The sequence below is a fragment of the Myroides oncorhynchi genome, assembly GCF_020905415.1.
GTDB lineage: Bacteria > Bacteroidota > Bacteroidia > Flavobacteriales > Flavobacteriaceae > Flavobacterium > Flavobacterium oncorhynchi_A.
On the sequence record NZ_JAJJMP010000001.1, the window covers coordinates 2364167 to 2378456 of the forward strand.

Genomic DNA, 14290 nt, shown 5'->3' on the forward strand with positions numbered 1-14290 from the left:
AGGTTCAAGGGCAAATAAAAAAAGACCTAATCTCTCGATTAAGTCTTTTTTGCTTGTAGCGAAGACGGGAGTTGAACCCGTGACCTCAGGGTTATGAATCCTGCGCTCTAACCAACTGAGCTACCTCGCCATTATTTTAGTCTGCATTACTTCCGTATTGCGAGTGCAAATATAGTAGTATTTATGGGTTCTCCAAATAGATTTCTAAAGTTATTTGTCAAATAACGCAAGTGTTTTTTTTAAGTCATTTATAATGAAAAGTTTACTGCTTTATTTTTTTTAAAATTTTCAAAAAGAATTGTCTTAAGTGTTATGGTTATTGATATTATCCGAGAATCCGCATTAGCCAAATACTACAAAGCAATTCTACTTTATAGTTCTTTCATTAGCTCTATAACCATAGTATAGTATGCTTTTATCACTAATTCAGATCTGTTTTGTATAATTACTTTTCGTTTATTTGTCTATCGCTGATTCTGGGATTATTGCAATTTTTGATGCAAATTCAGGAAGTGGGAATTATTTGATATTAGATTTAATTCTATTGGTTATTCATTGGTTTTTATAGGATTACGGTAAATGGTTTGTCTAGTATGTAGAGGTTAAAAAAGATGATTGTTATTTTTTTGTGAAAACGGTGTAGTAATTTGTTTTGATATCTATCTTTGATACTATGGAACTATTGGATTATCTCTTTCACATTGACAAGTATTTGCATCTTTTTATAGAGCAATACGGAACGTGGTTATACGTTATTTTATTTCTTATCATTTTCGTAGAGACTGGGCTTGTTGTTATGCCCTTCTTACCTGGTGATTCACTCTTATTTGCAACGGGTATGTTAGTAGCTCAGTCAGATGAGCTAAATATAATCTTAGCTATAGTTATACTTCTAATAGCAGCTATAACAGGGGATTCTCTTAATTATTATCTCGGGCGTAAAGTAGGAATGCGTTTGACGGAAATAAGATTGTTTGGAAAACAATTGGTAAAAGAAGAACACCTAGATAAAACACATTCATTCTATGAGAAATATGGGGAACGCACTATCGTTATCGCTCGCTTTGTTCCTATCGTTAGAACATTGGCACCTTTTGTTGCAGGTATAGGGAAGATGCGTTATAGTATTTTTATGACTTATAATGTAGTAGGGGGAATAGTATGGGTATTAGGACTTACTTTAGCAGGGTATTTCTTAGGTAATATCCCTTTCGTTAAGGATAACTTCTCTAAGATAGTATTATTGATTATCGTAGTTTCTGTTCTACCTATTGTTTACGAATTTATAAAAGCTAAATTGCAGAAAGAAAAAGTAGTTTAAACTACTGTATTAGATATAGAAGGAATACCACATTATGTTTTCATAGTGTGGTATTCTTGTATAAGTACTTCTTCTACTTGTTTTATTTGATCTTCGAATAGTGTTTTAGAGCGTTTAGCTAAGTATAAGTCATTATCTAATGGTTTATACCCATCCCATAGTTTGACTAGTTTATTCTCACTTAAAGTACCTTTAGTGATGAGGTCAGGCAGTAGTCCTAGTCCTTTGCCAATAGTTAAACAACGTACTATGGAAAATTTGTTTGGCACAATGTAATTCGCTGTGAAAGGAGCTGCATGTCCAAAGTTTAATTGCCAGAATGCATTTAGAACATCCATCTCAGTAGCTGTGCTATACCATGATTGTGTTATCAACCATTGTTCTATTACAGCTTTATCCTTTAATTTCAATAAGTTAAAAGCATCAAGGCAAGACTGTTTTCCTGCTACTATTTGATAAGTTTCATGTGCTAGGTGTGTATAGATTATATCCTTATTTGTATCTGATTCATTAGTAATGATAAGGTCTAAAAATCCTTTCTTAAGTTGCTCTTTTAAGTAGCTTGATTTGCCAAACTGTATAATTATATTAAAGTCAAATGTAGGTATGTTGTGTTCTAGAGTCTGTTGAAATGTTTCTTCACACATTCCTATTGTTATCGTTATTCTATCTTGTCCTGCTTTTTTCTTAAACTTAGTTTCTACGTCCTCTAAATGGCTTATAGAAGGGAGTATTTGTTGATAGAGTAGTTTGCCTCTTTCTGTAGGTAGCATTCTACGTGGTGTGCGTTCAAATAAAGCAAATCCTGTGTAAGCTTCTAAAGAGTTAATATGTAGACTTACACCTGGTTGTGTGAGGTATAGTTCTTTAGCAGCCCCACTTAAAGTGCCAATTTCATAAATAGCTTTAAAGGTTCTAAACCATTCTAAGTTTGCTTTCATGTATAAGTGTAGTTATATATGATGTAAAGTTATATAATTTTTAATTGAATACTGTGTGATTTAACTTTGCGGTATAAAATTTAGATAAAAGAATATGAAAAAAGTATTTGTAATAAATGGAGGACAGGTTTTTACACATTCAAAAGGACAATTTAATGCTACGCTAGTTGAATTAGATATTGAAACACTAAGAGATAAGCACAATCTAGAGGTAAGGGTTACTGATATTAACGATGAATATGATTTACAGACAGAGGTAGATAACTTCGTATGGGCAGATTTGATTATTTATCATGTACCAGTGTGGTGGTTTGGCTTGCCACACGGATTAAAAGAATACCTTGATAAGGTCTTGACACATGGACATCGCAATGGGCTGTATTACAGTGATGGACGTAAGAACGAAAGTCCTAATCTCAATTATGGAAGAGGAGGGTTGTTATTAGGAAGGAAATATATGGTAACTTCTTCTTGGAATGCACCTAAGACAGCTTTTACATTAAAAGGTGAGTTTTTTAATCAAACTAGCCCCGATGAGGGAGTATTGTTTGGGTTACACAGAATGAATAGTTTTTTATCTTTAGAACCAGTCGAGGGGATGCACTTCTATGATATTGAGAAGAATGGAACAGAGGAGTTGATTGCAATTTATAAAAATCAATATATACATCATTTAGAAAGTATATTAGATTTGATCGAATTAGAATAACTAAAAAAGGCTAGTGAAATACAGTTTCATTAGCCTTTTTTAGTTTTTTATATATTATTTAACCCATAAGTTTGAAGCTTTATATTCTCCTCCCCAAATGCGGTTAGCTAATTCAGGATTATCGATAAATGGGTTACGGTTACCTTGTGAACTTTTGTATACTGGGTTATATGGATTACCATGATACTCATTGCGTCTTTTTTCTATATCATCTACTGGGTCTTCTGCGTTCCATTTTAAGAATAGATCGATCATTTCATCGCTCAGTATACCATTTTTACTATCTATAGGCATTCCTATTTTTGTAGCTTTAGTATATCCACCACCTCTTTCATTCTCATAGCGTATATGCATATACATCATCATACGAGCTACATCACCTTTCCATTCATCTCCAGGATAGTAGTATTCGGTACCAATGGTTTTAGAGTTACCTTTACTATCTACGAATTTTCTATTTCCTCGAGAAGAGTTAGTCGATCTATTAATAGCACGCAAGTGATGTGCATCATGACCAGCTACAGATTCTATTGCAGTAAGTGCAGGAGCTTCTCCACCAGCTTCAAGTTTTTTCTGTTGTTTTTGGGCATCTACAGCTCTTGATTGTGCGAATACATGTTCGCGTTCCCATAGTGAAGTAAGTGGAAGTGAGGTACTACCGTTATTTTTATGTTCTTTAGGCACAGATCTTTTCTTGGTGATATCATCTTTCGCATCAATATCAGGCCAAGAGTATATCTGTAGAACATTGTTTGTATTCTTAGGGTCTTCATCTGTATATTCAGATGCTATCCATATACCTGGTGTATACGATTGAGGATTGTGTGTTTCTTTTACTAGTTTAGCTAACTGTTGTTTCAGTTGCATTCCTTCTTTAGTGAAATCTACTTTACTATAGTACTTTTCGTAACTAGCTGGGATATTATAATTTCCATTATTTCCTTCGCTTGGTTCTTCTGGTTTAGGATCAGGTTTAGTTCCTCCTCCGTTATCAGGTTTTTCTGTTGGTTCTGTGATAATAGGATCTTTGGTACACGATGTTGTGAATAACGCTAGTCCCATTAATACTAGTAGTGTTTTTTTCATTTCTGATGAGTATGTTTTATTATTCTGTTTCTGTAATAGATAAAACTTGAAGTTTTTATCTATCTACTGCAAGTTACGCATTATAGCTCTTTTGAGTGGATAGATAAAAAAGAATTGGAAATATTAGATAAAAGAGTTAAAATGATATGATTAACATTCTTACAGAGATTGCTAAGTGGCTTTTGTTTGTTTTTTAGAAGTAATATTAATGATATATATAGAGGCTTAGCCTTGTGAAATGACGTTTTTATACATAAAAATAGGGGCATTCTAGCAGAATGCCCCTATTTTGTGTATTTTTTAAAATAAAAAGTCTATTTAACCCATAAATTATGAGCTGGTTTCCCTCCCCAAATTTGGGTTGCTAAGTATGGGTTATCGATGAATGGATTTCGATTACCTTGTGCATAAGGATTATTTGTATTACCATGATACTCATTGCGTCTTTTTTCTATTTCTGATACAGGGTCTTCCGCATTCCATTGAAGTAATAGATCTATCATACCATCTGGTGTATTAGCAGTGCTACCAATAGCATTTTTAGAAGGTAGACATTGTTGTCCATATCTTACATACATATACATCATCATACGTGCTACATCACCTTTCCATTCGTTACCAGGATACCATCCTTCCCCTACCTTACCTGAATAACCAGAACCTGCAATGAATTTTAAGTTACTACGTAGTCCATTCCAACCTGTATCTGAAGAGCGGAGATTGTGAATATCAGTTCCGATACCTTCTGGTTTTGTTTTAAAATTCCCTGCATTTTGAGTATAAACATGCTCTCTATTCCACGTATCAGTAGCAGCTCCACCTTGGTTTTGTTTAGACATAGCTCTAGTATAAGCTTGTTTATCAGCTGAGTTTCCCTTGTTATCATGACCATAAAGTAGATATACTTCAGTAGGTTTTCCAGATGTTATAGGAACGTAATCTGTAGCCTTGGTAGCTTCCCATACTTCAGGGGTATATTTAAGATTTTTTGTATGCGTATCTTCAAGTAACCTGGTTAATTGATCTTTTAACTCTTTACCTTGTTTACTAAAATCTACTACTGCATAATATTCTTTTTGATTAGCAGGGATAATGTAGTCACCTGGAGTGCCGGGATCTGGTTTTTCATTATGACCATCTTCTGGTTTAGTTGGGATAGTAGGCTTCTCTTTACCAGGTGTCGCCTCTGTAATAATAGGATCCTTACTACAACCTGAAAAAGATAATAAGAAAGACGCTATTGTTACTAATAATATTTTCATTTTCATGAATTTAAATTTATTTCTATAAAATTGGAAATGTATGTCCGTTTGATGTAATAAGAGGGTGTAATGTTGTAATTATCCCATTAAACTAGATAATACCAATTTTTACAATTACTGTATATTAACTAGTTACTTGTTTACATGATCAGTTCCTTTAACCTATAAATTACCAGTATGACACTAAACGGAGATACATTAAATTGGATAAGATAAAAGCCTGTTCTATGAAAACAGGCTTTTTTGTATAGAGGGGAGTTATTTTTTTTCTAATAAAGCCATATAGAATCCGTCAAATCCAGACTCACTAGCTAATATCTTGTGATCTTCTACTAATTTAAAATCTTTACCAGCTTCTGAGCTTAAGAATTTAGCGATCTGATGTTCGTTTTCAGAAGGTAAGATAGAGCAAGTAGCATATACCATTTTTCCACCAGATTTAAGTATTTTAGAATAGTCTTGTAATACTTGTTCTTGTACTTGTTTTATTTCTTCTACAAACTCAGGTCTAAGTTTCCACTTGCTATCAGGGTTTCTTTTAAGTACTCCTAATCCACTACATGGAGCATCTATAAGTACACGATCTGCTTTTTCGTGAAGTTTTTTGATTGTCTTAGTACCCTCGATGATACGGTATTCAATATTGAATGCACCGTTTCTTCGCGCTCTGATTTTAAGCTGTTTTTGTTTACTTTCGTAGATGTCCATAGCGATGATTTGTCCCTTATTTTCCATAAGAGAAGCAATGTGTAGTGTCTTACCACCAGCACCAGCACATGTATCTACTACACGCATACCAGGTTGTACATCTAATAATCTAGCTACTCGCTGCGAAGAAGCATCTTGAACTTCGAATAACCCCTCTTTAAATGCGTCTGTCATAAAGACATTTGCTCTTTCTTTTAGGATTAAGGCATCTGGGTATTCTTCAGGTATAATAGTTTCTATATCTAGATCCATTAATATACCATATAGTTTTTGTCTTGTAGTCTTTAAAGTATTCACACGCAAAATCACGCTAGCTTGTTTATTCTGAGCTGCAAGTTCTGTCGTCCATTTCTCTTCACCTAATTCTTTTACTCCTAGTTCATCCATCCAATCTGGAATAGACTCTCTGTACTTTCTAGTTTTAGTAAGTTCATCAAATCTTCCTTTGATACGACGTTCCGGTGTGTTTTCAAAGTATTTCCAATCAGGTAATTTATATCCTCTAAGTACAGCCCATACAGCGAAGATTCTCCATGCATCATCTCTGTTGATAGGATCTTTTACTTCTGCTATTTCTGCGTATAATCTTCTCCATCTTACGATTTCATAGATAGTTTCAGCTACGAATTTTCTATCAGCGCTTCCCCAGCGTTTATCTTTTTTCAATGCTCTAGCTACCATTTTATCCGCATATTCCCCATCGTTGAATATTGCTAAAAGAGAGTCGATAACTGTAAATACAAGGTTTCTGTGTAATCTCATTATTATATATATAAATATAGCCCACAAATATACGTCGATTTGCGGGCTTTATGGGTATTGATTAATATTATTTTAAGTTAAATAGGTTACTTCTTGTCTTTATATTTTTTCAGAAGTTTTCGATTAAAGTCATCTTCTGCCTTCTTTAAAACTAGAATATTCTTTTCGCCAATGATCTTTTTAGCATCTTCAATAAACTTAACTCTAGTAGAAGAGTAGTTTTCTTCGAAGTCTATTAATTCTTGTACTTTTTTGCTTGTTTCTCTATCGCTTAATTTGCTTAAGTCTTCGATATCAGTGTTCTTGATATATCTAAAGATGTCAGTGTGGCGTAGTTCAGACATTTTTTTGTCATAAGTGATATAGATAGGTAAGAACTTATCCGCTTGATCACTACTTAGTTTTAACTCAGAAGTAATGTGAGCTACTTTTAGAGAACGTATCTGATCATGCTTATCTTGTGCATAAATTAGCGCACTACACACTAGGGCTAGTATAATAATGAATAGGTGTTTCATCGTGTTATTCGTTTAAGTAATATTCGATATCAATATGTGATAGCAAATAATGATCTAATTGTGATTGTTGTATTTCTATATTGTCTTCTAGATCTTCTAAGTCTTCTTCATTAAGAGAGTTGATAATCTCGTTGTTTAAGGAGTAAGATTGATTGTATTCTAGATATGTTTCTATATTCTCGTTGTTGATTCGGTTGCTTTTTTCAGTTTTATAAACTGTACTAATACCTACAAAAAGTGCAATACAAGCAACTGCTACCATCCATACAAATTTATTTTTGTACAATGGAATGACTTTCGGGGTAGGAGTAGTATTCTCTACAGCAGAAATCACTCTACTCTCTAAATTAGCAAAGTAATCCTCAGGTATTTTAAATACGTGCTTAGGATTATTGTTATTGGAGTATTTGTTGTGCATTTTTATTCTCATTTATTATTAGACGAATTTTAAATCTAAAGGTTTAATTTGCTTCTAAAAATTGTTCTATTTTTTTGACAGCGTGGTGATAAGAAGCTTTTAGTGCGCCTACACTAGTCTGTAATATTTCTGATATGGATTGATAGTTTAAATCTTCGTAGTACTTCATTTTAAAGACTAATTGTTGTTTCTGAGGTAGAGATGCTATTGCTTTTTGAAGTAATAGTTCTGCTTCATCTCCATCGAACAAACTATCCGCCTCTAATTGGTTCACTAGATAGTCGTTAAATTCTGTGTCAAGGATATTGAGTTTCTTGCTCTTCTGCCTTAGAAAGTCTAATGCTTGATTGGTAGCTATTCTATATAGCCAAGAGAACAATTGACTATTGCCTTTAAAAGTATCGATATTTTGATATACTTTAATAAACGTTTCTTGTAATACATCATCTGTATCATCGTGATTAAGTACGATAGTTCGTATATGCATATACAGTCTCTCCTGATATGCAGAGATCAAATCGCGAAATGCTTCATGTTTTGTGTCGTTATTTTTTAATCGATGTAAAAGTGCAATTTCGTCTACCAAGAGATATTTGTTTTTTATAGTTTATTTTAGAGACAAAAGTAAAAGTAGGAATTTAATGTCGTTTTATATCTATAAAGAAGTTATTTTTGCTAGAAAAAAAATGGTTAAGACTGTTATATTTGACATGGATGGTGTTATCGTAGATACAGAGCCAGTACACAGATATGCTTATCATACACACTTTAGAGAATTAGGTATTAATGTGTCTGAACATGTATATAATTCATTTACTGGGCATTCTACTAAAAACACTTACGAGCGAATTAAAGAATTATATGGTGTAGAAGGGGAGGTACAATCGCTGGTATTGAGAAAGAGAGCTTTGTTTAACGAATCATTTGATACCAAACCAGATTTAGAATTAATAGAAGGTGTACGCGAACTTATAGAAGGACTGCATGCAAAAGGAATCGAACTTATCGTGGGATCTTCTGCTTCTAAGAGTACGATAGATAGAGTGTTCACTCGTTTTGGATTGTATCCTTTCTTTAGTCATATCGTCAGTGGTGAAGATTTACCTAAGTCTAAACCTGATCCAGCGATATTCTTAAAGGCGGCCTCATTAGCTAAGCATAATGCTGTAGAAGATTGTATGGTGATAGAAGATAGTACGAATGGGATTAAGGCGGCTAATGCAGCTGATATTAGAGTAATCGGATATAAAAGTGCTAACTCAAAACAACAAGATTATACTGGGGCAAACCATATAGTACATGATTTTAGAGACATAGACGCGGATTATATAATTAATTTGTAGTTCGTAAACCTTTTTTTTAGCGTATATCTAGTGTGAATGATAATAGAAAGTGTAGTTTAGATAGTAATTTTAGAATGTAAGGTTCTTTATTTTGACTTTGTTTTATTTTTATAATGGTCAGAATTTATTAACTTTGCGTTCTTTATAATAAAAGTATATTAAGTAGATGTTTCATAGATATATTAAATTAGGTATCGCTGCAGTATTATTTGCAGTTTCGATTTGGCAATTTGTAGAAGGTAATATCGGTAACGGTATTTTCTTATTATTCCTTATTTCATTAGTAATATTACTTTACTATAAAAACGAGTTTATCCTATTAGCGTTTTTAAAGCTTAGAAAACAAGACTTTGATGGAGCTAAGAAATGGTTAGATAAAATCAAAAATCCTGATACAGCATTAGTGCGTAAACAGAACGGATATTATAATTACCTATTGGGTATTATGTGTTCACAGACTAACTTAAACGCTTCTGAAAAGTATATGAAGAAAGCAATAGAGTTTGGTCTTAATATGGATCAGGACTTAGCTATGGCTAAATTACAGTTGGCTGGTATAGCAATGACAAAAAGAAGAAAATTAGAAGCAACCAAGTTATTAAGCGAAGCACAGAAGCTAGATAAACAAGGGGCTCTAAAAGATCAAGTAAAAATGATGAAACAACAAATGAAGAAAATCTAATTTCAACATTTATAATATAAGTATAAAGCTACACTATGGTGTAGCTTTTTTTGTGCCATACCGTAGGATCAGTTATTAGCATACATGCTAGTGTAATTTATTTCCCCTGTGTGAAGTAGTGATTTTTTTATTTATATTTGTGAAGTAGTAATTAGATGAATTATCTACTTTTTTTGACCAATCTTCTAGGTCAGTTTATGTGAAAATTCCGCAATTTTTTTTTGAAACTATGTAAAAGGCATCTTTATGCACTTTTATTCCGAGTGAGTCCATAGTGAGTCCATTAAAATGAGCTTTTTAATGGACTCACTATGCTCTCACAATGCTGTCGGTTTACATTCATATGAATGGAGAAAGGAACAACTTTAACAGCAGTTAATAATAAGGTGGTTTTGGATTTAAAAAGGGTAAAATAACTTTAATCCTTATGAGTTAGGATCATTGATTTCTAGTAGAATAGGAATTGTTTTGTAGTTGCAAGTTACAATTTTTAAATGGTTAAATAAGTGGGTGTAGTAAGAAAATAGAATAGATTATAGAGATTGATTGTTATTGTTTTTTTTTATTTTATGTTGTTGTATACTAGATTTTTGTAGGTTAATTAGCTGATGGGTTTATCTGGTTAGTAGTAATGTTAGAAATGAAATGATTTTTTTTTTGATAGTTACCTACTAGTAAGTAGGTAAAGTTTATATCTTTGTATTATGAAAGATACAAAAACAGACATAGTCAATATAGCTGATGAATTAATTAGAACTAAGGGATATAATGCGTTTAGCTATACTGATATTTCGACTAGACTGAATATCAAGAATGCATCTATACACTATCATTTTCCTACCAAATCAGATTTAGGAGTAGAAGTTATTAAGTCTACTATAGGGCAATTTAAGGTAGTGACAGGGGCATGGAATAAAATGGATAGTTATACTCAGTTTAAGAAGTTTGTGACTATGCATGATAAGACAAATAAGAAACATTGGTTATGTTTAATGGGAGCGCTGTCATCATCTGTGGATACTTTATCTGATGATATGAAGAAGGAATTAAAAAAGATGGCAAATACCATTTTAGATTATTTGACAGATCTATTAGCGAAGGGTAAAGAAGAGGGAGTATTCTCTTTTGATACTGACGCTAAGACTAAAGCGTATCTAGTACAGTCTTCTTTATTAGCCTCTCTATTATTAGATAATGTGATGGGAGATAAGACGTATAAGATTATTCAAAACGGAGTGTTAGAGATATAATTTTTTTTACCTATAATATCTACCTAGTAGTAGGTAGAAATAAAAACAATAAATATGAAAAGAGTAGTGATCACTGGAATGGGCGTAGTCGCTCCTCTAGGAAATAATGTAAAGACTTTTTGGAACAATGTAGTTGCTGGTAAAAGCGGTGTTGTACCAATAAGTAAATTTGATACCACGCTGTTTAAAACGAAATTTGCCTGTGAGGTAAGTGATTTTAACCCCAAAGAGTATCTAGATGTAACAGAGATTAAGCGATCTGACTTATTCACGCAGTATGCTTTATATAGCGCTGCGATGGCAATAGAAGACTCAGGTGTATCAGCGGAAGTCTATTCGCCTTTTGACATAGGTGTGATTTGGGGTACAGGACAAGGGGGATTAACGACATTCGAAAGTGAAGTGAAAGAATACGTGAAGAATAATTATAACCCTCGGTTTAACCCATTCTTAGTACCTAAGATGATACCAAATATGGCAAGTGGAATGATAGCGATGAAGCATGGATTTATGGGGATTAACTACTGTGCTGTGTCTGCCTGTGCGACTTCGAATACGGTGATTATGGATGCGTTTAATTATATCCGATTAGGTAAGGCTAAGGCAATGATAGCAGGTGGATCTGAAGCTCCAATATTAGAGACTTCTATAGGAGGATTTAATGCGATGAAGGCTATGTCTACCCGTAATGACGATTATGCTACTGCCTCAAGACCATATGATATGGGAAGAGATGGTTTCGTAATGGGAGAAGGTGGAGGGGCTTTAGTTCTTGAGGAGTATGAATCTGCTAAAAAGCGAGGAGCGAGGATCTACTGTGAGATAGTGGGGGCAGCTATGACAGCTGATGCGTATCATATCACTTCTCCTTTACCAGAAGGGGAGGCAGCAGCTTATGGTATGAAGTTGGCTTTAGAGGAAGCACAGTTATCACCTGATCAGGTGGACTATCTTAACCCTCATGCGACATCTACTCCTGTAGGCGATCTATGTGAAATCAAAGCAATACAATCTGTATTTGGAGATAATCCATCTAACTTACACATCAGTGCTACCAAGTCTATGACGGGACATCTATTAGGTGGTGCAGGAGCGATAGAAGCTATCCTTTCTATCAAGTCTATTACTGATAATATTATCCCACCGACTATCAATATCGAGAACCTCGATCCGAGTATCCCAAGTGGTATTCATATTGTACAGAAAGAGGCTATACAGCATACAGTCAACGTAGCGATGAGTAACTCATTCGGCTTCGGAGGGCATAATGCCATCGTTATCTTTAAGAAAGTATAAATATTAAAAACGCTTAAGATCTACTCTTAAGCGTTTTTTTATTGATTTATACATGTCACGTCTTATCGGCGCACAACGGTAGGGGTATAAAACTTTATGCCCACATAAAGCATCGTTAGATGTTTTCTTTCAACAAGATGCGGATTGTGGTTACTATAATTTATACATAAAAAAAATCGCCTAAGAACTAACTTAAGCGATTTATATTACATAGTATTTAAGACTATTTAATCTCTTCTGATGTGAATCCTAACTTCACAGTTGGGAATTTACTTTGTGTCATTTGGATAGAGAATTCGCTATCTGCTAAGAACACTAATTGGCCTGATTTATCGAAGGCTAAGAATTTCTGTTTAATACGTTTAAATTCTTTAAACTCTTCGTTTTTAGGATCTTCTGGACGTACCCAACATGCTTTATATGCAGGGAAGTTCTCATACGTACATTTCGCTCCATACTCATGCTCTAAACGGTATTGGATAACCTCATACTGAAGTGCACCTACAGTTCCGATTACTTTACGACCATTCATTTCAAGCGTAAATAACTGTGCTACCCCTTCATCCATAAGCTGGTCGATACCTTTCTCTAATTGTTTAGATTTCATAGGATCAGCGTTATTGATATAACGGAAGTGCTCAGGTGAGAAGCTTGGTATACCTGTGAATTGCATTACTTCTCCTTCAGTCAGTGTATCACCGATCTTGAAGTTACCAGTATCATGCAGACCTACGATATCTCCTGCATAAGAGATATCTACAATTTCTTTTCTCTCTGCAAAGAAAGCATTTGGACTAGAGAACTTAAGTTTTTTACCTTGTCTTACATGTAAGTAAGGTGTATTTCGTTCAAATGTACCAGATACAATCTTGATAAACGCTAAACGGTCTCTGTGTTTAGGATCCATATTTGCGTGAATCTTAAATACGAATCCTGAAAAGGCATTTTCTTTAGGATCGATTACTCTAGTAGAAGATTCTTTAGGTCGTGGAGATGGAGCTATTTGAACGAAACAATCTAATAGTTCACGTACACCGAAGTTGTTCAAGGCAGAACCAAAAAACACAGGTTGTAAGTGACCACTTAAATACTCTTCTCTATCAAATTCAGGATATATTCCTTCTATTATTTCTAACTCATCGCGTAATGTAGCAGCAGGTTTTGCTCCAACAATACTATCTAATTCAGGAGAGTTCAAGTCAGAGATACTAATGGTCTCATCAATATTCTTACGACTGTCCTCACTAAATAAGTTAATATTCTTTTCCCAAATGTTATAGATACCTTTAAAGTCATACCCCATACCGATAGGGAAACTTAAAGGAGTTACTCTTAGTTGTAATTTTTGTTCTACTTCGTCCATAAGTTCGAAAGCATCACGTCCTTCACGGTCAAGTTTATTGATAAACACGATCATGGGAATGTTGCGCATTCTACATACTTCGACTAGTTTTTCGGTTTGCTCTTCGACCCCTTTAGCTACGTCAATCACTACGATAACGCTATCTACAGCAGTAAGTGTTCTGAAAGTATCTTCAGCGAAGTCCTTGTGACCAGGTGTATCAAGGATGTTAATCTTTTTATCTTTATAGTTAAATGCAAGAACTGAAGTCGCAACAGAAATACCACGTTGGCGTTCAATCTCCATAAAATCGGAAGTAGCTCCTTTCTTAATCTTATTGTTTTTTACTGCACCAGCTTCTTGAATAGCTCCACCGAAAAGAAGTAACTTTTCAGTCAATGTTGTTTTACCAGCATCAGGGTGAGCAATTACACCAAATGTACGTCTACGATCTATTTCCTTTAAAAAACTCATTATTAAAAATTTTGAGGTACAAAAGTACTTATATTTTGTGGAATTAAAAGGCGTTTTTTTAATTATAAGGTTACACTGTAAATAGTTGAATTATCTATGAATATACAATAGACAGTTAAGCGAAAAGTGATTTTATAAAATAAATATGAATGAATGATTTGAATATATTGCAGAGGTA

General features: G+C 33.9%; 14 protein-coding genes and 1 tRNA gene. 6 read left to right on the forward strand and 9 right to left on the reverse strand.

Annotated features, from left to right (window positions below):
* Positions 1 to 56: 56 nt before the first annotated feature.
* Positions 57 to 130: transfer RNA gene (locus LNQ81_RS10525), tRNA-Met, on the reverse strand.
* Positions 131 to 673: 543 nt separating this feature from the next.
* Here LNQ81_RS10525 and LNQ81_RS10530 point away from each other — a divergent pair.
* A complete protein-coding gene (locus tag LNQ81_RS10530; protein ID WP_229946540.1) occupies positions 674 to 1321 on the forward strand; it encodes a DedA family protein in 648 nt (215 codons plus the stop codon).
* A 32-nt stretch (positions 1322 to 1353) separates the two neighbouring features.
* Here the strand turns inward: LNQ81_RS10530 and LNQ81_RS10535 are convergent, their stop codons facing one another.
* On the reverse strand, positions 1354 to 2262 hold the full coding sequence (locus tag LNQ81_RS10535) for a LysR family transcriptional regulator (RefSeq protein WP_229946541.1): 909 nt from the start codon (positions 2260 to 2262) through the stop codon (positions 1354 to 1356).
* Between the two features lie 94 nt (positions 2263 to 2356).
* Here LNQ81_RS10535 and LNQ81_RS10540 point away from each other — a divergent pair, with 94 nt between their 5' ends.
* Positions 2357 to 2971 carry an NAD(P)H-dependent oxidoreductase gene (locus LNQ81_RS10540; RefSeq protein ID WP_229946543.1) on the forward strand — a complete coding sequence of 205 codons (615 nt, stop codon included), beginning with the start codon at positions 2357 to 2359 and terminating at the stop codon, positions 2969 to 2971.
* 54 nt (positions 2972 to 3025) lie between these two features.
* Here the strand turns inward: LNQ81_RS10540 and LNQ81_RS10545 are convergent, their stop codons facing one another.
* From LNQ81_RS10545 to LNQ81_RS10570, 6 genes are all read right to left on the reverse strand, one after another.
* Positions 3026 to 4057, reverse strand: coding sequence for an endonuclease I family protein (locus LNQ81_RS10545; RefSeq protein ID WP_229946544.1), 1032 nt, complete (start codon positions 4055 to 4057; stop codon positions 3026 to 3028).
* Between the two features lie 314 nt (positions 4058 to 4371).
* A complete protein-coding gene (locus LNQ81_RS10550; RefSeq protein WP_229946546.1) occupies positions 4372 to 5319 on the reverse strand; it encodes an endonuclease I family protein in 948 nt (315 codons plus the stop codon).
* A 258-nt stretch (positions 5320 to 5577) separates the two neighbouring features.
* Positions 5578 to 6789, reverse strand: a complete 1212-nt coding sequence (locus tag LNQ81_RS10555; protein WP_229946547.1) for an RsmB/NOP family class I SAM-dependent RNA methyltransferase — start codon at positions 6787 to 6789, stop codon at positions 5578 to 5580.
* Positions 6790 to 6875: 86 nt separating this feature from the next.
* Positions 6876 to 7307: a hypothetical protein gene (locus LNQ81_RS10560; RefSeq protein WP_229946549.1), complete on the reverse strand. Its 432-nt coding sequence runs from the start codon at positions 7305 to 7307 to the stop codon at positions 6876 to 6878.
* A 4-nt stretch (positions 7308 to 7311) separates the two neighbouring features.
* On the reverse strand, positions 7312 to 7737 hold the full coding sequence (locus LNQ81_RS10565; RefSeq protein WP_229946550.1) for a hypothetical protein: 426 nt from the start codon (positions 7735 to 7737) through the stop codon (positions 7312 to 7314).
* Positions 7738 to 7768: 31 nt separating this feature from the next.
* Positions 7769 to 8311, reverse strand: coding sequence for an RNA polymerase sigma factor (locus LNQ81_RS10570; RefSeq protein ID WP_229946552.1), 543 nt, complete (start codon positions 8309 to 8311; stop codon positions 7769 to 7771).
* Between the two features lie 100 nt (positions 8312 to 8411).
* On the opposite strand from LNQ81_RS10570, the gene LNQ81_RS10575 reads away from it, so the two are divergent.
* The 4 genes from LNQ81_RS10575 (at position 8412) to fabF (ending at position 12296) form a co-directional block, all read left to right on the forward strand.
* Complete coding sequence (locus LNQ81_RS10575; RefSeq protein WP_229949285.1) at positions 8412 to 9068, forward strand: HAD family hydrolase; 657 nt, start codon at positions 8412 to 8414, stop codon at positions 9066 to 9068.
* 166 nt (positions 9069 to 9234) lie between these two features.
* Complete coding sequence (locus tag LNQ81_RS10580) at positions 9235 to 9750, forward strand: DUF2892 domain-containing protein (protein WP_229946553.1); 516 nt, start codon at positions 9235 to 9237, stop codon at positions 9748 to 9750.
* Positions 9751 to 10454: 704 nt separating this feature from the next.
* Positions 10455 to 11000 carry a TetR/AcrR family transcriptional regulator gene (locus tag LNQ81_RS10585; protein ID WP_229946555.1) on the forward strand — a complete coding sequence of 182 codons (546 nt, stop codon included), beginning with the start codon at positions 10455 to 10457 and terminating at the stop codon, positions 10998 to 11000.
* A 54-nt stretch (positions 11001 to 11054) separates the two neighbouring features.
* Positions 11055 to 12296: a beta-ketoacyl-ACP synthase II gene (fabF, locus tag LNQ81_RS10590; RefSeq protein ID WP_229946557.1), complete on the forward strand. Its 1242-nt coding sequence runs from the start codon at positions 11055 to 11057 to the stop codon at positions 12294 to 12296.
* A 223-nt stretch (positions 12297 to 12519) separates the two neighbouring features.
* Here the strand turns inward: fabF and LNQ81_RS10595 are convergent, their stop codons facing one another.
* On the reverse strand, positions 12520 to 14112 hold the full coding sequence (locus LNQ81_RS10595; RefSeq protein ID WP_229946558.1) for a peptide chain release factor 3: 1593 nt from the start codon (positions 14110 to 14112) through the stop codon (positions 12520 to 12522).
* Between the last annotated feature and the right edge of the window lie 178 nt (positions 14113 to 14290).

Excerpts from the sequence above, each read along its gene's own strand:
- LNQ81_RS10535 (WP_229946541.1), bottom strand. The coding sequence starts at position 2,262 with ATGAAAGCAAACTTAGAATGGTTTAGAACCTTTAAAGCTATTTATGAA.
- LNQ81_RS10585 (WP_229946555.1), top strand. The coding sequence starts at position 10,455 with ATGAAAGATACAAAAACAGACATAGTCAATATAGCTGATGAATTAATT.
- LNQ81_RS10540 (WP_229946543.1), top strand. The coding sequence starts at position 2,357 with ATGAAAAAAGTATTTGTAATAAATGGAGGACAGGTTTTTACACATTCA.
- LNQ81_RS10565 (WP_229946550.1), bottom strand. The coding sequence starts at position 7,737 with ATGAGAATAAAAATGCACAACAAATACTCCAATAACAATAATCCTAAG.
- LNQ81_RS10555 (WP_229946547.1), bottom strand. The coding sequence starts at position 6,789 with ATGAGATTACACAGAAACCTTGTATTTACAGTTATCGACTCTCTTTTA.
- LNQ81_RS10575 (WP_229949285.1), top strand. The coding sequence starts at position 8,412 with ATGGTTAAGACTGTTATATTTGACATGGATGGTGTTATCGTAGATACA.
- LNQ81_RS10560 (WP_229946549.1), bottom strand. The coding sequence starts at position 7,307 with ATGAAACACCTATTCATTATTATACTAGCCCTAGTGTGTAGTGCGCTA.
- LNQ81_RS10545 (WP_229946544.1), bottom strand. The coding sequence starts at position 4,057 with ATGAAAAAAACACTACTAGTATTAATGGGACTAGCGTTATTCACAACA.
- fabF (WP_229946557.1), top strand. The coding sequence starts at position 11,055 with ATGAAAAGAGTAGTGATCACTGGAATGGGCGTAGTCGCTCCTCTAGGA.
- LNQ81_RS10530 (WP_229946540.1), top strand. The coding sequence starts at position 674 with ATGGAACTATTGGATTATCTCTTTCACATTGACAAGTATTTGCATCTT.
- LNQ81_RS10580 (WP_229946553.1), top strand. The coding sequence starts at position 9,235 with ATGTTTCATAGATATATTAAATTAGGTATCGCTGCAGTATTATTTGCA.
- LNQ81_RS10595 (WP_229946558.1), bottom strand. The coding sequence starts at position 14,112 with ATGAGTTTTTTAAAGGAAATAGATCGTAGACGTACATTTGGTGTAATT.
- LNQ81_RS10550 (WP_229946546.1), bottom strand. The coding sequence starts at position 5,319 with ATGAAAATATTATTAGTAACAATAGCGTCTTTCTTATTATCTTTTTCA.